Source organism: Halalkalibacter wakoensis JCM 9140 (assembly GCF_000513095.1).
Lineage (GTDB): Bacteria > Bacillota > Bacilli > Bacillales > Bacillaceae_D > Halalkalibacter > Halalkalibacter wakoensis.
This window is the reverse complement of the sequence record NZ_BAUT01000016.1, coordinates 27,471-44,708: the sequence shown is the minus strand read 5'-3', so window position 1 is coordinate 44,708 and position 17,238 is coordinate 27,471. Positions and strand designations below refer to the sequence as shown.

The following is a 17,238-nucleotide window of genomic DNA, read 5'->3' as shown; positions in this document are numbered from 1 at the left end:
GTTCTTCTTTTTTGAGGGTGGATTTTCCAGTGAACAAATGAGGAATTCACCCGATATATATTTAAGAAGACATATGAAGGGATGGAAAAGTTGCATATGGAAAAGATTCAACAATTTCTTATTAACTATTCCGTCAAAATAGGCTTACCTCTATTTTTGGTCAATACGAATGGGAGATTTATAAATAGAGGAAATGATGATTCTTTTTCAAAATACGAAGAGTTACATAATGAATCATCGTTATTTATTGAAGAAGTGTTAAAAACGGGACAGACAATTAAAAAGCCAACTGTTGTAACAGTTTATGATGGAAGTTGCTTTGAAAATAAGCGTTTTGGTGTTACACCACTGTTTTCTGCTAGCGAAGGTGAGTTTTGTATTGTAGCAGGACCCATTCAAACAAAGGATAACGGCTATGAATTGGCCGATTTACTAGAAAAGTTAGCTATGTTGTTTGAACTAGTTGGATTTGCTGCAGTTGGAGATAAAAAAGCCATGACAGCAAGCAAACTAATTCAGTCTCTAACTAATTTTCAAAAAGACTTATTGGAATATGATGATGTGTATCATATCGTTTCTACTTTTTTTGATCAAGTCATTGAGAATACTCACGTAGAATTTCTTGCTTACGCTTCTAAAAATGAGGATGAAAAATTTGTTATAGAAGTTGTTAGAGGCAAGGATTATCAAGAACTTAAACATAAATCCTTTTTTATTGGAGAAGGAATGTTAGGAAAAGTAGTTGTAACAGGTAAGAGGTTACATTGGAGAGAAAACGGTGATTTGTATCAAGCCAATTATTTTCACCAATTTAACCTCACACCTTCGGAAGTTTTTGTTTTTCCATTAATAGTGAAGGATGAAGTAGTGAGGCTTTATTTTGGTGGTGGGAAGAAGACGGATTTTTGTAGTACTGAAGTGATGAATGTGTTGAACATGGCTGCTAAAATTCTAATAGAAAAAGAACAGGTACGCCAACAAAATGAGAAACTATTAACTGTTCAAGGCACAACTAGTCGGTTAATGGAATTACTCACAATCACTTCGAAACCATATGAATACAAACATGTTGTCTATCTTATCTTAGATTTTTTTCTATCACTAAATTATGGTGAATTAGTATACTTTACATCTATAAATAAAGATCAACTTATTAGAGGACAGAAACAAGACGATCTACTGATGCGTTACGAAAAGGCATTGGAGAAATGGACAGATGTAAAGAAGCATGAGAGTATTGAGACCATTATAGACGGTCCATTGGTCCATCAACCTATTTTTAGAGACAATCAACTTTATGGTGTGTTGTCCGTTTCGTTTGCAGATCGTTCAAGTATTGAGCCAATGCTTGAATTCTTAAGTATTGTTCAAAGTATGATTCAGCAGTCAAGTCTAGTTCATATAAGCGAGGAATCCAAAATATCTTCTAATCTGTTTGATGTTCTACAAGAAAGCATGAAGGAATTTGATGAAACGTCCTATGCTTTAACGGTAAAAGCATTGAAATTCGTCAAAAGAATTGGTCCTGAGTTGGGTTTTGACTCATCTACCATGGAATGTTTAGTGAATGTATGTAAAGTGATGCCGTATCGCTTTGATTTCTTAAAGAAACTTTTACCTCCATCTAGAGAATTTGATCTATTGCATGTATTGCATCAAATGGAACAAAATAAAACCGATAAATGGAGCTATGACACAAAAGAGCAAATTATTTGGTATCTTTATAGCCATTTACTTAAAAAACAAGAGGGTCAAACATTAACAATCTTAGAACCTATTATATTAGAAAAGTGTGAAGCCACTTATTCATTCGTTTTTAGAAACTCACCAAAGAGTCAACGAAATCAAGAAAGCATTCAGTTAAACGTAGATGATATTGAAGCATTATCTAACTTGAAATCAGTTATTAAAAAATTGCCAATCACGCAACGAGAACAGGAAATCCTCAACCTTATATTAGAAGGCTTGAACAATCAGGAAATTGCTGATTTTCTAAGAATTAGTGTGCATACGGTAAAAAACCATGTTACAAGTATTTATAAAAAACTGAATGTTACAGACAGGATACAAGCAATGGCTAAGATTTATAGAATTAAATATGGTCAAGAATAAATGAAGAGCTCCTTATTTATATGGAGCTCTTCTTCTTGCGCTAAGTACTCACTTCGAACAGCTCAAAATATGATATGATAAGAAGGCGAAGAGAGGAGGGTGTGTGTGTTAAATAAACAAAACGTGTTGGCATATAACCGGACCCTTTTTACGAGAGATGTCATTGCTGGGATCACTCTATTTGTCATGCTTATTCCTCAGGGGATGGCTTATGCCATGTTAGCTGGGCTACCACCGGTGATGGGGTTATATGCAGCGACTATACCGTTATTCATTTATGCACTATTTGCTTCATCTAAACATTTATCGATTGGACCTGTTGCCATTACGTCATTGCTTGTGTTTTCAGGAGTATCCATGGTGGCTGAGCCAGGAACAGGAGATTACATTTCAATCGTCATTGTTCTTGCGCTTTTAGTTGGAGCGATTCAGTTTTTATTAGGTGTGACGAAGTTAGGATTTATCGTCAAATTTATTCCTCATTCGGTGATGAATGGTTACACATCGGCAGCAGCAATTGTCATTGGATTGAGTCAATTTAAGCATTTATTAGGAATCCAACTCGGTAATTATTTACAAGTGCAGTACTTATTCTTAGACATGTTTAGGAACGTTCAACAAATCAATTTCATAACGGTGTTCATTGGAATAGCAAGCATTTGTGCCCTTATTATCTTGAAAAAGATGGTTCCAAAGCTACCGGGAGCACTTTTTGTCGTCATTATATCGATCCTTTTTGTTTCTGCTTTTAATTTAGAACGAAACGGCGTACAAATTGTCGGTGATGTTCCACAAGGCTTTCCACAATTTGCGCTTCCCACTATGACGATGCAGACGGTGCAGGTGTTAGTGCCAATGGCCTTTATTATTGCTCTTCTTGGGTTCATGGAGTCGTTAGCGATCGGCAAAGCTGTTGCCAAAGAGGAACAATATAAAATTAACCCCAATCAAGAATTACGAGCATTAGGATTAGCCAATATGCTCGGATCGTTGTTTCAATCGTTTCCTGTTAATGGAAGTTTTTCACGAACAGCTGTTAATCACCAATCAGGTGGAGCGACGCAAATGACTTCTGTGATAACCGGTGTTTTTGTTATTATTACGTTATTCTTTTTTACTTCTTTGTTTTATTATTTACCGAATGCTGTTCTAGCAGCTATTATCATTGTAGCGGTATACAAATTGATTGATATCAAGGAGATGAAGCATCTTTTCACGGTCAATCGATTTGAGGGCTGGATTTGGGTAGCGACTTTTGTTGTAACGTTATTTGTCGGGATTCAATGGGGCATTATTATAGGTGCACTTTTTACATTGATCTTAATCGTGAAGAAAAGCGCTGAACCGTCCATTGTTGAGTTGGGCTATGTCAAACAAGAAAATACATTTCGAAACATTGATGTGTATACAAATGCTGTTACATCTGAAGAAGCAACCATTATTCGAATCGATGCAAACATTCATTTTGCTAACATTTCGGTTATTGAAGAAAAAGTAAAAAATCTTTTGAAAGATCGTGACAAAACCAAATGGCTTATCATTGATATGTCAGGAGTTAATGATGTCGACACGGTTTCGATTGATACTCTTGAGGCTATGATTCATTTTTACAAAAATCAAGGCATCACGATTTTGTTTGCGAGTATGAAGTTCTCGATTCGTGATATGGTCAACAAAGCAGATTGGGATGAGAAATTCCAAGAACAAGAGAACCATTTGCCATTAGATCAACTACTAAAAGAAAAAGGAATTCAAATAGAAAATCCGCAGTCAAATGATTCTGGTATGTGGGATTTTCAAATATAAGGTAATTATAATAACCTACTATGAGAAAGACTCATAGTAGGTTATTTATGTGAACGAAATAATGAATCCAGTGAAATTCGGTCATTCTTTACTGTTCCGGTATTAAATCGCGCTCTCTATATTTTTACCCATTCCAAATGAACGCTATACCCTTCATATTCATAGATTTTACTCTAAAACAATGCTTCTAAGGGTGCTAGTTCTGCATGAAATTAGTTGTGTTCAATAGTTTTTAGAAATAATAAAGGGTGGCTCTATTATTTCTAGTTCTATTTGACCGATTATCTTTTGTTAATATTCTAAAATATGGAACTTGGTGAAATATTCGTGTTTTTAGGTTGGGTGACCTATGAAAAATATAAAATTGCCTACGCAAATACTATTTTAACATGTAGAATTTCCAGTTCTTTCGTGACCCTAACTGATAGAAAAGATAACAAGAGTCAACTTTGATTTAAGACTTTTTACCTATACTAGATATTGCGGACTTTTTTACAGTATAACGACCAAGTAGTCAAGAGCGTCAGATTACGATTATAATTCGATTGTCAGTCTATTAACATAATTTGGAGGGATCTATTTGAAAAAGCGAAATCTACTAATTACAACAGCACTAGTCGGAACAATGACCATTGGAGGTATAGCACCAACGACATTAGCACATGATGCACTTGGTTCAGATGTGAATAAGGGAGAACGTTTCGTATTCGATCAAGATGCCATTGAGCAATTAAGTTTTTCTTTAACTGGTTCCAAGAATGTGTCGAACTTTAAAGAGGCGGCTGCCGTTCAAATTAGTTTGAAAGATGGCGTTCAAAACAATACGGCAGATGTCTATGCTCATAAAGGATTTGCTTATTTAGGAACCCATACGGCTAACGGAGGAAATGGTGGGGTTCGAGTATTTGATTTAAAAAACCCGAGTAACCCTGTTGAGGTAGCCGTTTTTGCGGATGAGATCCCAAATACCTGGCAAGAAAAAGTAATTGTAAAATCAGTAAATACTCCACATTTTAAAGGGGATTTAGCGGCAGTTAGTGTTCAACAAACATCACGTAATAACGTGAACCGACCGAATAGTAAAGGTGGGGTACTTTTATATGATGTAACAGATCCAACAGATCCAAAGAAACTAGGTTTCTATGAGTTAGATAGAAGAATTACAGGAACGCACGAACTTTATTTAACGACACAAGGAAATCGAGCGCTTGTTTTAACTTCAAGCCCATATGCAGACTACTATACTCATGGTGAGCAAGAAGACTTCCAAATTATTGATGTAACAGACCCAACAAACCCGGAAAAAATGTGGGGCTGGGATCCAAGAGAACTTGAGGAAATTCCAGAAGACTTCAATGGTTATCATTGGCATGCTCCAGATGGAAAAACAAGACCTGTCTTTAACCATAGTGTAATTACTGATAACAACGCACAATATGCTTATGTGTCTATGTGGGATTTAGGAACCGTTATCTTTGATATAAAAGATCCTGAAAACCCTGTTTTCCTCGGTAGAACCGATTACCGTGATGATCAAAAAGGAGCGGCGCATTCGGCTGCACTTGCTCGTGGAGGTACCATTTTAATTGAAACTCGTGAGGTATCCAATCCTGTGGGTGTAGGGTATGAAAGTGCTTATGGATACACGCGTATTTTTGATATAAAAGATAAAACAAATCCTATCTTATTAAGTGAGTTTACGACAGATTTAACGTATCAAGAACCATTTATTAATACGTTTGCGAAAACCGTCCACGATCCAAAAGTACATGGTAACACACTCTACTTATCGTACTACTCAGGTGGGGTCGTTATGGTTGATATTACGAACCCAAGCAATCCGGTCCAAATCGGACAGTATACGCCTGAAGATGCAGATGTATGGGGTGTATTTGTTGATCGGAATTATATTCTAGCGTCAGACATGGGACAAGGTTTGAAAGTGTTAACAAGAGGACAAGGTCAAGGCAATGGCAACGGTAATGGACGTTAGACAAGTATAAAGCTAGAGAGTAAACAAGTCTGTTCGGCTAGCAAAACGTTGAATAGCGCAAGTAATACACTCTGCAAGGATCATGACTAAAAGAAGGACCCAAATGAAATGGGTCCTTCTTTTTACTCTATCATCCTATTAAGAAGTTGATTCTGAAGGACTATTTTCGATTTGCTCTTTTGTTGCAAAGAGTGAGATTCGCTTGTTTAATAAGTCAACAGAATCAAACGAGATAGGTGATACAAGTACCTTTAATCCAGGTAACCATTTTAATGTGTCAATGGCTAAATAACGTATAGCCCATTTCTCGCTGTCAAAGTAGATATCTTTTACCTTCCCTAATTCGCCATCTGTAGCTTGTACAACACATGTTTGAACTGTACTAGCTTTGTAAAGAATAATGAATTCCTCCTTTTAAATGATCTACTTTTTAGATAACCGATTTAATAAAATTAAAACATATTCGACGAAATTTTTCTGTTGGAATGAATAGTGGGTTGTTTTTATTGTCAGCTATCACTTTAAAAAAAGGATTGTATGTAAATAAAAACAACCGAGACCTTTTTTAACAAAAAAGAAGACCACATAACAAGTGTTAAAGAAGATTCAATTACAGGTTTAAGCCCTGGATTGCCTTATTTCAACAATTCACCGACAATCGTAACGAACTTTCAAGAGGTAGGGTGAAGCAATGACACGAGGAGGCCGAGGAAACACCCCGTCATACTAAGACGCAAAAAGTACTAGTTCTACAAAAGGAAAAAAAGGAACATATCTTCACTCTTGAGTGGTGTTAAATAAATAAATTTAAGGATAAAAACCCTAGCAGGGGAATGACACCACGCGGAAAGCGGGGTGTCATTCCCCTACGGTCGGTTACCCACTAATATAAGTAAGGGAATTCCTGTTTCATACAGGCTAGTGTGCTATACACCCGTTCGTTTTCGTTGATTGTTTTGTTTTTTGGTTTGCTGGCTTTTCATTGATTTTGTAGATTCAAACGGGTTGTTTGCTGGTTTTTTTGTAGATGCTTGATTTTTCTTATTGGCAAGTTGTTGCTTTATTGCCTCTTGTAGACTAATTTTTTTCCTAGGATCATTAGCTGTCATGTAAGATTATCCCTTTCACGTTTCGTTTAATAAGTAGTATGTACAGTATAGCTTATTGAAATGTGATTAGGAAGCAAATCATTTTGGTATAGGACAGCCCTTAATAAACATACGGTTTCTTATGTAGACTGTTCGTGCGGAAGGGGAAGTTGTCAGTTGGAAAACTTCATTCATCAATTCAATGACAGTTTGATGAAAATTATTGATGTTGATATGAGTCTTTTAATAAACGTAAAAGAAGGAATAAACGGTCCTTATATTACGATCCCAATTAGTGAGCATATTTTAGAAAAGATTGTGAAGACCAAACAAATTAAGGGAGTAACGAATCTAAATGTTCAGTTAGTGGGCAATACAATTGTTGTACGTGGAGCCGTTCGGAAATTTCGAATGAAAATGCATTTCCAAATTCATCTTCAACCACTTGAAGCAAAAAACAGGCAATTGGCTTTTAAAATTGTACGTATGAAGCCAGTCAATCAGGACTGGATTACAAATCTAGTGCTAAGTAAATTCCAATTTCTTCGTTATTATAAGGGAATCATCTATCTAGACATGAACCAATTAGAAAAGGCAAAATCGATACGAGTAGGAAATGTCAAGCATGTGGAAGTGAAAAATGAAAAGCTTTGGGTTGGTGTAGGATTATAAGTTCGTATAAATTTCTCCATCTCCATCAAACTATAAAGAAGGATCTTTAGGAAAATAATCTAGATAGGTGATGGAGATGGAATCAAGCTGGCTTTCAATTATCCCTTTTTTAGTCGTCATACCAGTAGCTATTTATACAAAGCAAGTGCTTCCAGCCCTTTTTCTAGGGTTACTTGTAGGCTCATATTTAATGGATCCAACCATCCTGGGCGGGATCCAAACCATGTTTGTTTATGTTGTACAAGCCCTTATTGATACGAATAACATTAAAATTATTGTCTTTTTATATGCTTTTTCCGGTCTAGTTGGCATGATTAAGATGACAGGTGGAATTCGAGGGTTTGTGGAAAAAGCTGCTGAAAAAATTCAAACAAGAAAACAGGCTCTTATGTTAACCTATGTGTCGACAATCGGTACGTTCGCAGCTCCAACCTTTCGTTTTGTGACAATTGCTCCTATAATGAGAGCATTGTTGAAGAAAGTTAAAATGACAACCGCTGAATTAGGATTTGTTATTGAGACAACCGCAACTCCAGTCATTGTCTTAATTCCTGTTGCGACTGCATTTGTTGGTTACATGGTTTCCATTATTGATATTGCTACAGAAAATCAAGGTCTTGAAGTGGATCCATATGCACTTTTCATACAAAGCATTCCGTTTAACTTTTTTTCCATTGTGACGATCTTGTTAGGGGTGTACTTAAGCTTCTTTCATAAAGCAAAAAAGAAGCCAACTGCTCCAACACAAATTGATGAAGAAACAGTGGAAGAGGAAGATGATTGGCATGATTGTCACCCGGTAGTCTCAAAAGAACTTCCGATTAAACCGATGAATTTGTTATTACCGCTTGTATTCGTCATTGGTTTGACATTGTTTTTAACATGGTGGGATGGTCATGTTCAAGGTTTTGGCTTTTTTGAGGCTTTTATTGAAGCAGATGTACTTGATGCTATGGTTGTTGCGCTACTTATTACGGTGTTAGTGTCAATGGCTTTTTACTTGTTGCAACGTTTTAAGCTAGAACAATTAATTAGTGGTTTCATTGATGGCGGAAATGAACTAATGTCCGTTATTTTGCTTTTATCGGTCGTTTGGGGTCTTTCGTCTATAACAGATGACTTAGGATTTGCCGCATTTGTAACGGCACATACAGGTTGGATTCCCCAAATGTTTATCGCTCCTCTTATATTTATTTTCGGTGCAGCGGTATCCTACTTTATCGGATCTGCTTGGGGGACGTGGGGAATTTTGATGCCACTTGGGATTTCACTTGCACTAGTCGGCGATGTCTCACTGCCATTAGTTATAGGGGCTGTGTTTGCGAGTGGAGCATTTGGTGCATTTGCTTCTCCGTTAAGTGATGACACGAATACTATTGCAAAAATCCTGGGCTTATCTGTTATCGAGTATGCGAAGTACAAATTAAAGCCAGCGCTGATCGCAGCTGGGATTACGGCAGTGTTGTATTTATTGGTGACATTTGTAATGTGAGAGAAGGTAAGCAAAGTCTTACCTTCTTATTGTTGGAATTTACAATAAAGTTGTTTCTAAAGACTTTAAGAATAGAAATAAAAAAGCTAAATAAATAGTAAGCCAATATTCACAAAATTATTGCACGCATATGTTTACTTTGGTAAAATAGGATTATGAAAACGGTTTCCTTAATCGATTTCCTAAAACGATTTCCTGTTTTTTGAAAAGTGTAGATTAATTTAAAAGAGGATTGATAGTATGAAGGTAACCATTAGTGATGTTGCTAAAAAAGCAGGTGTTTCTAAAACGACTGTGTCAAGGATCTTGAATGGCAACTATTCACAAACAACTGATGAAACAAGAAAAAGAGTTCAAGAAGCAATTAAAAGTTTAGATTATAGTCCTAATGCTCTTGCAAAAGGATTAAAATCCACAAGGACAAATGTTCTTGGGATTGTACTAGCTAATTTAAAAAACCCTTTTTGGACAACGGTTTTGGAAGGGGTGGAAGATACTAGTAGAGAAATGGGATATAATCTAATGATCTGTAACTCAAATGAAGATGAAGAATATGAGTTGAAACATATAAAGGAACTCCGAATGAGGCAAGTGGATGGGATTGTGCTTCATCCGACAGTTAAAAATACAGAAATGTATAGAAAGTTATTAGAGGAAAATTATCCAGTAGTTTTTATAAATAGAAGGGTGCCTTATCTAAATGGTCATAGTGTTGTTATGGATAATATCAAAGGCGCAACAATTGCAGTTAACCATTTATTAAAAAATGGTCGAAAAAAAGTCGCTGCAATTCTCTATAAAAACCCTTATGTTAGTACATGGAGTGAAAGGATCGAAGGTTATAAAGGTGCATTAAGAGAAAAAGGGTATACGGATAATGATTTTTGTGTATTAGAGTTGGTAGAAGGAGAAAAAAACTGTGAAGTGATTACTCGTTTTTTTGAACAAAATAAAGATATAGATGCTATTTTTTCAACGAATAATATGCTTACATTAGAAGTTCAAGCTGTTTTGAAAGAGATGAAAATTAAAGTTCCCGAAGATGTTGCAATTGTTAGTTATGACGAAACAAAGTGGGCTAAATTTATCGAACCTCCACTAACGACCATAAGTCAGCCTGGCTATGAGATGGGTGAGTTAGCAACACAAATTCTTATTAAAGAGATTCAATCGGAGAAAAAGCCTATTCCATCTACGATTGTACTTAACCCGGAATTAATTGTTAGGCAATCTGCTGGAGAAGGCCTAAAAAATATCTAAGTTCGATAAGCTACTAATAGTTAGGCAGCTGGTTTGAGAAGAGTCCTGCAAGGGTCTCTTTTTTATAATAAAAAAATAAATCAAAAAAGATTGTTGAAAACGCTATCAACAAGTGTTAAACTTTAGTTAATCGATTTAGGAAACCGGTTTCCAAAACTGATTCTTTGAAAAGAGGAGGATTTTACTAAATGGAAAATTTAGGTTTTAGAATTTTACCAATGGTTAATAGACCAAACGATCAACTAGTGAATGAATATCGCTCTGTTGTAACACCTCATATAAGTGATAATTTAAACCGAATTTACGGTGCATCTGCAAATCTTAGACCTTATCATAAAGGTGGTAAGTTGATAGGAACAGCACTAACAGTGAAAACGAGACCAGGAGATAATTTAATGGTACATAAAGCCATTGATATCGCTGAACCTGGAGATATTATAGTAGTAGACGCAGGTGGTGATTTATCAAATGCAATTGTTGGTGAAATCATGCTTCGCCTAGCAAAGCGGAATAAAATTGCTGGTTTTGTTATTAATGGAGCTATTCGTGACACAGGGGCATTTGCTCAAGACGACTTCCCTGTATATGCTTGTGGTGTGACACATAAAGGTCCTTATAAAGATGGACCTGGTGAAATTAATGTTCCCATTTCACTAGGGGGTATGACCATTAACGCAGGGGATATCATAGTTGGAGATGAAGATGGGTTAGTTGCAGTCCCTCTTGAAAAGGCAGAAGAAATTCTTACATTAGTTAAGAAGCAACAAAAGGCAGAAGAAGAAATAATGAATTCAATTGAAGTTGGAACAGTTGATCGAAGTTGGGTTGATAAAACGTTAGAGAAAAAGGGTGTGTTTCTAAATGTCAATACCAACTAAATACGATTGGAAAAAACTCGAAGACTTCTGTTCTACTGTCTTAGAAAACGCTGGTGTCTCCAAGGAAAATGCTAGGATTGTTGCAACTTCACTTATAGAAGCAGATTTAAGGGGTGTAGACTCTCACGGTGTAGTTAGAACAGCGATTTATCTAGAACGTATTGAAAGAGGTATGATTAATCCAAATGCTACTGTTACAATCACATCTGATAGCGACTCCGCTGTTCTAGTAGATGGAAATAATAATTTTGGATCCGTTGTCGGAACAAAAGCTTTAGAAATTGCGTTAGAGAAAGCGAAGCGTAGCGGTGTGGCTCTAATCGGTGTCAAACATTCTAACCATTTTGGTACAGGAGCTTATTATGCTAAAAAGGCAATTGAAAAAGACATCATCTTACTTGTTCTTTCGAATGCTTCACAAACGATGCCTCCTACAGGTGGTGTTAGGCCGTTTATTGGAACAAACCCGTTAGCGTAGGGGTTCCTTCAGGTGAACAAAGCCCTTTTATTCTTGATATGGCTACAAGTGTTGTAGCTAGAGGGAAAATTATTGTCGAAGCTCAAAAAGGAAATTCGATTCCAATTGGTTGGGCAATTGATAAAAATGGTAACCCAACAACGGATGCTGAGGCAGCGCTTGACGGTTCAGTTTTACCATTGGGAGGACCGAAAGGATACGGAATATCGATGTTTATTGATATTCTTGCTGGAGTTTTAACCGGAGCTGGATTTGGAAAGTACGTTAATAATATGTATAACAACTGGGAAGAACCGCAAAACGTGGGGCACATATTTCTAGCGATTGATATTAATAGGTTTATGCCAATTGAATTTTTTAAAGCTAGAATGGATCAGTACATCACTGAAATTAAGGAAGAGCCCAAAGCCCCAGGTGTAGATGAAATATATATTCCAGGTGAAATTGAAACTCGTAGGTCAGAAGAAAGAAAAGAAAAAGGCATTGATTTGCCATTAAAAGTAGCACAAGAGCTTGATGAAATAGGAAAGCGCTATGGTGTTAGTTTGTCAGAGGCTGCTTTGGATATTAATTCAATAGGGGAGGTACAAAAATGATTTTTGATAAATCTTTCAGATATGAAATTCCAACTGCGATTGAATTTGGAAGCGGATCCATTAAAACCTTACCTCAGCATGTTAGGGGATTTGGAGGTACAAAGGTATTAATAGTTTGTGATCCTGGAGTCTTGCATGCTGGGGTGGTGGCTAAGCTTGAAGAGCCGTTAAAAGCTGCTGGTATACCATATGAAGTTTTTTCAGAAATTGAAGCAGATCCGGCAATTCAATCTGTTGACAAAGGTTTACATCTTGGTAAAGAAAATAATTGTGATGTTGTTGTTGGCGTTGGTGGTGGAAGTTCGTTAGATACTGCTAAGGCCATTGGGCTTATGCTCAACAATCCAGGGCATATTCGGGACTACGTTGGTCTCAACTTAGTACCAAATCCAAGTGTTCCAGTCATTGCGGTGCCAACTACAGCTGGTACTGGAAGTGAAATTACAATTTGGTCAGTACTGTCAGATAAGCAGGCTAAAGTCAAGTTAAGTGTCGGTAGTGTGTACAATTGTCCCAATTTAGCAATTGCTGATCCGGAATTGACAGTTTCGCTCCCGCCGCATATTACAGCTGCAACAGGTATGGATGCGTTAACTCATGCAATGGAGTCTTATGTCAATAAGGCAACTCAACCAATATCAGAAGGGCTGTCAGTCCAATCAATGAAAATGATCTCAGAGAATCTACGTCTAGCCGTTGTACAAGGCGAGAATTTGGAAGCGCGCTCAAATATGCTACTAGCTAGCTTAATTGCTGCAATGGCATTTAACTCAACGCGTCTTGGATTGGCTCATGCATTAGCCATCCCATTAGGAGCCCATTTTAAAATCCCTCATGGAACTGTAAATGCAATCCTATTGCCTGAAGTAATGAAATTTAATGTGATTGGAAACCCAAAAAAGTTTGCTGAAATCGCAGCTATTTTCGGGGTTAACACTTACAATTTAACGGAAAGAGAAGCGGCTGAAAAATCAGTCGAGGCGATTCGTCAATTGAACCATGATGTTGGTATTACCCAAACACTTTCAGATTTCGGTGTAAAAGAAGAGCACCTTGATCAAATTGTTGAAGAAGCTATGTTGTCTGGCAACGTTCCTGTAAATCCTAGAAAACCAACGTTAGAAGATTTAAAGAACATTTGTCGTGCAGTTATGAAAGAAGAGAAAAAGGAGTTCGTTACGTTATAGTATTGGAGGGAATCAAGTGAAACCAAAAGTTCTTGTAACAAGTGAACTACCGGGAGACGCAATTAGCAGGTTAGAAGCAATTGCCGACGTGAAAGTTCACATCGGAGAGCACGACTTGACGAAGTCTCAATTAATTGAGCAAATACAAGATAAGGATGCGGTAATTTCCTTATTAGTAAACGAAATTGATAAAAGTGTCTTACAATCTGCTCCAAACTTAAAAGTAGTCGCTAATTATGCTGTAGGCTTTAATAACATCGATGTTGATGCTGCCACAGAACGAAACGTTGTTGTAACCAACACTCCAGATGTATTAACCGAAGCAACGGCTGACCTTGCATGGGCACTACTTTTAGGTATTGCTCGCCGTGTTCCTGAGAGTGATCAGTTTGTCAGAGATGGTAAGTTTGAAGGGTGGAAGCCTAATCTATTATTAGGTAGAAGTGTACATGGAAAAACACTTGGAGTTATCGGAATGGGACGTATTGGTGAAGCTGTTGCCAAAAGAGCTAAAGGTTTTGATATGGAAGTCCTCTACTATAATCGAAGACAATTATCTGTTAAGAAAGAAAATGAATTAAATGCTAGATATGTAGGTTTTGAGGAACTCCTACGATCATCTGATTTTATTTCATTACATGCTCCGTTAACTGATGAGAGTTATCATATAATCGGGAAAGAAGAATTAACAATGATGAAGTCTAGTGCGTATATCATTAATACTTCACGTGGTCCTCTTATTGATGAAGGTGCGTTAGTAAAAGCATTGGTAGATAATGTTATTGCGGGGGCAGGGTTAGATGTTTTTGAAAGGGAACCAGTATTAGAGCCAGTGCTTGATCAACTACCAAATGTAGTGTTAGCCCCACATGTTGGAAGTGCAACTATTGAAACAAGGGTTGAAATGGCCAATTTGGCTGTGGATAATGTCATAAATGTTTTAAAAGGGTTAAAGGCTATAACTCCGGTAAACCCGGAGATCGTTAAGAAGTAAATGAAGGAGTGAACCAAATGACAACATTGAATGAATGGCTTGAAGGTCATACTGGTCAAACGCATAAAAATTTCATAAATGGTGAATGGGTAAAAAGTTTATCTCAAGAAACATTCGAAATTTATAATCCTGCACAAAAAAATCAAGTTTTAGGGTTTTTCCAGGCATCAGTTGAAGAAGACGTAAACGCAGCTGTAGAATCAGCTCATGAAGCATTTAAAAGTTGGTCGCAAATTCCCGGTCCTGATCGTGGCGCTATATTAATGAGATTTGCAGATTTGTTAGAAAAGCATAGTGATGAGGTGGCTTTCATCTTATCAGCAGAACAAGGAAAAGTGTTAGCCGAGTCTAAAGGCGAAGTAGGTCGTGCTGTAAAAGAAACTCGTTTTATAGCAGGAGAAGCACTTCGCATCGAGGGATCTACGTTACCAAGTGAGAAAAGCAATATTTCCACTTCCGTGTTACATACACCTCTTGGAGTAGTTGCTGCGATTGCACCATGGAACTTTCCTGTAGTTACACCTGTAAGAAAAATCGCTCCAGCACTAGCATACGGTTGCACGGTTGTATATAAACCTGCGTCAGAAACACCTTGGTCTTCGGTTCGTCTAATGGAACTCTTTAAAGAAGCTGGTGTTCCAAATGGCGTTGTAAACCTTGTAACTGGTGGAGGTTCAAAAGTTGGAAATCCACTTATTACACATCCGCTAGTAAAAGGAATTAGTTTCACTGGATCTACTGAAATTGGGTTAGGGATTAATGAGAAGGCTACAAGGCTTCTAAAGAAAACCCAGTTAGAATTAGGTGGTAAAAATCCCGCTGTTGTTGTTGATTATAGCGATGTTGATTACGTAGCGAAGCAGATTGTCAGTGCTGCCTTTGCGTGTAGTGGACAACGTTGTACATCCATCAGTAGAGTTGTTGTCCTCAAGGAGAAAGCAGAGGAAGTAACTCAAGCAATTCGTAAAGAACTAGAACATATTAAAGTAGGGCCAGCATCAGATAACTCAGCAACAATTGGGCCACTTGTTAGTCAAGACCAACTGGATACGACCACTGAATACATTAAGGTTGGAAAAGAAGAGGGAGCTACTCTTGCTTACGGTGGAGATATATTGGCTGAAGGTTATTATGCCGATGGGCATTATATTGTTCCTAGTTTATTTACGGGTGTAAAACCTGAAATGCGCATTGCAACTGAGGAAATTTTTGGACCGGTTTTATCAATCATTGAAGTTGAGAATGTTGATGAGGCTATATCCGTTGCTAATAACGTTAAGTACGGTTTAGCTGCTTCTATCTTTACTAATGATTTATCACTCGCTTATCGATTTGTAAATGAAGTGGAAAGCGGAATGGTTCATGTCAATCACGGAACTGCAAGCCAAGCTCATGCACCGTTTGGGGGAGTAAAGGAATCAGGTTATGGAGCATTTTCTATTGGGAAAACAAACAAAGACTTCTTTACAGAAATGAAAGTTGCTTATTTTCAATATTAAACAACCACTTTACTTGGTTGTTTAATATAAATAAAAATTCAAGGGGGATCCTTCGATGAAAAAATGGCTTCTTAATGTATCGGTTTTACTTGTATCAATGCTCTTTGTAGTTGGATGTTCATCTGATGAAAGTACAGGTGATGGTGGAGAAAATGCTTCAAACGGTTCAACTGAACAACAAGTGTTAAAACTAGGACATGTTTGGCCAAGTTCAGAGATCCATGCACAGGCTGTACAAAAATTTAAAGAAGAGGTTGAAGACTTAACAGATGGAGCATTAAAAATAGAAATATATGAGAACGGTTCCTTAGGTGACGATGGTGAGTTATTAGAAGGATTGAAGATCGGTACTGCAGATATTTGGGTTGGAGGTGCTGGGGTATTGTCAGGTTCTTCAACAACGGCTCAAATCTTCACAGTTCCATTTATGTTTGATAGTCAAGATCATTTTGATAACGTTTACAACGGTGAGGTTGGAGAAGAAATCTCAGAAAGAATTGCAGAGGAATCAGGGAATCGTATTCTTTCTTACTTAGCACGTGGTGCACGAATGTTGACTGTGGATAGAGAAGTAAATACACCTGAAGATTTGTCTGGTTTAAAAATTCGTGTACCTGACAGTCCTGTATTTGTTAGATCATGGGAAACGTTAGGTGCTGCACCGACTCCAATGGCGTTTGGTGAAGTATTCACAGCGTTACAGCAAGGAGTAATTGATGGACAGGAAAATCCACTTTCTTTAATTTATAACTCAAAATTTAATGAAGTTGTAGATTATTTAGTTAAGACTGAACATGTACGTGAACCTATTACGATTGTAATCAGTGATTCAACATTCCAAGCATTAAGTGGAGAACTGCAAGACGCACTAATTCAAGCAGCAAATGGTGAAGCCAAATCTTTCGCTTCTGAAGAAGTGAATTCTGGAGAAGAAGGATACTTAGCAAGTTTAGAAGAAGCCGGAATGACAATAATTGAGCCAGATCTTTCATTATTCCAAGATAAACTTGATGGTTTTGTAGAATCTCAATTCCCTGATGTACTAGACATTCATGAGAAAATAATTAATGCAAATTAAGAAGCTTTTGGGAGGATTATATTCCTCCCAACCCTTTCTATAGGTACTTCATGTATATCAACACAATTTAGGTATACATGAAGTACTTACAGAATTTACAACAAA

13 protein-coding genes and 1 pseudogene are annotated in these 17,238 nt (G+C 37.1%); 12 read left to right on the top strand and 2 right to left on the bottom strand.

Annotated elements, in window-relative coordinates; translation table 11 throughout:
* The first annotated feature begins 96 nt into the window (after positions 1–96).
* From JCM9140_RS24165 to JCM9140_RS08805, 3 genes are all read left to right on the top strand, one after another.
* Positions 97–2,112 carry a response regulator transcription factor gene (locus JCM9140_RS24165; protein ID WP_201769717.1) on the top strand — a complete coding sequence of 672 codons (2,016 nt, stop codon included), beginning with the start codon at positions 97–99 and terminating at the stop codon, positions 2,110–2,112.
* A gap of 105 nt (positions 2,113–2,217) precedes the next feature.
* Entirely contained in the window at positions 2,218–3,918 is a 1,701-nt protein-coding gene (locus JCM9140_RS08810) for a SulP family inorganic anion transporter (protein WP_235715311.1), read from the top strand.
* 580 nt (positions 3,919–4,498) lie between these two features.
* Positions 4,499–5,911 (top strand): LVIVD repeat-containing protein, encoded by a 1,413-nt coding sequence (locus tag JCM9140_RS08805; RefSeq protein ID WP_034745082.1) that lies wholly within the window; start codon positions 4,499–4,501, stop codon positions 5,909–5,911.
* A gap of 138 nt (positions 5,912–6,049) precedes the next feature.
* Here JCM9140_RS08805 and JCM9140_RS25180 read toward each other — a convergent pair whose 3' ends face one another.
* Complete coding sequence (locus tag JCM9140_RS25180) at positions 6,050–6,310, bottom strand: PRC-barrel domain-containing protein (RefSeq protein WP_369384411.1); 261 nt, start codon at positions 6,308–6,310, stop codon at positions 6,050–6,052.
* Positions 6,311–6,837: 527 nt separating this feature from the next.
* Entirely contained in the window at positions 6,838–7,020 is a 183-nt protein-coding gene (locus tag JCM9140_RS08800) for a hypothetical protein (protein ID WP_034745080.1), read from the bottom strand.
* Positions 7,021–7,176: 156 nt separating this feature from the next.
* Between JCM9140_RS08800 and JCM9140_RS08795 the strand changes: the two genes are divergently transcribed.
* The 9 genes and pseudogenes from JCM9140_RS08795 (at position 7,177) to JCM9140_RS08755 (ending at position 17,133) form a co-directional block, all read left to right on the top strand.
* On the top strand, positions 7,177–7,671 hold the full coding sequence (locus tag JCM9140_RS08795) for a hypothetical protein (RefSeq protein ID WP_034745078.1): 495 nt from the start codon (positions 7,177–7,179) through the stop codon (positions 7,669–7,671).
* A 76-nt stretch (positions 7,672–7,747) separates the two neighbouring features.
* On the top strand, positions 7,748–9,163 hold the full coding sequence (locus JCM9140_RS08790; protein WP_034745076.1) for a Na+/H+ antiporter NhaC family protein: 1,416 nt from the start codon (positions 7,748–7,750) through the stop codon (positions 9,161–9,163).
* Positions 9,164–9,403: 240 nt separating this feature from the next.
* Positions 9,404–10,423 carry a LacI family DNA-binding transcriptional regulator gene (locus tag JCM9140_RS08785; protein ID WP_034745074.1) on the top strand — a complete coding sequence of 340 codons (1,020 nt, stop codon included), beginning with the start codon at positions 9,404–9,406 and terminating at the stop codon, positions 10,421–10,423.
* 188 nt (positions 10,424–10,611) lie between these two features.
* The gene (locus JCM9140_RS08780; protein WP_034745072.1) at positions 10,612–11,301 is read left to right on the top strand and encodes an RraA family protein; all 690 of its coding nucleotides are present in this window, start codon (positions 10,612–10,614) and stop codon (positions 11,299–11,301) included.
* Positions 11,285–12,375 (top strand): annotated as a pseudogene (locus JCM9140_RS08775) (Ldh family oxidoreductase). The gene JCM9140_RS08780 and the pseudogene JCM9140_RS08775 overlap by 17 nt, the downstream one beginning before the upstream one ends.
* Complete coding sequence (locus JCM9140_RS08770; RefSeq protein WP_034745070.1) at positions 12,372–13,562, top strand: iron-containing alcohol dehydrogenase; 1,191 nt, start codon at positions 12,372–12,374, stop codon at positions 13,560–13,562. Before JCM9140_RS08775 ends, JCM9140_RS08770 begins: the two are co-directional and overlap by 4 nt.
* Before the next feature lie 16 nt (positions 13,563–13,578).
* Positions 13,579–14,556 carry a 2-hydroxyacid dehydrogenase gene (locus JCM9140_RS08765; protein ID WP_034745068.1) on the top strand — a complete coding sequence of 326 codons (978 nt, stop codon included), beginning with the start codon at positions 13,579–13,581 and terminating at the stop codon, positions 14,554–14,556.
* A 17-nt stretch (positions 14,557–14,573) separates the two neighbouring features.
* A complete protein-coding gene (locus JCM9140_RS08760) occupies positions 14,574–16,055 on the top strand; it encodes an aldehyde dehydrogenase family protein (protein ID WP_034745066.1) in 1,482 nt (493 codons plus the stop codon).
* Between the two features lie 55 nt (positions 16,056–16,110).
* The gene (locus tag JCM9140_RS08755) at positions 16,111–17,133 is read left to right on the top strand and encodes a TRAP transporter substrate-binding protein (RefSeq protein WP_052002153.1); all 1,023 of its coding nucleotides are present in this window, start codon (positions 16,111–16,113) and stop codon (positions 17,131–17,133) included.
* Positions 17,134–17,238: the final 105 nt, after the last annotated feature.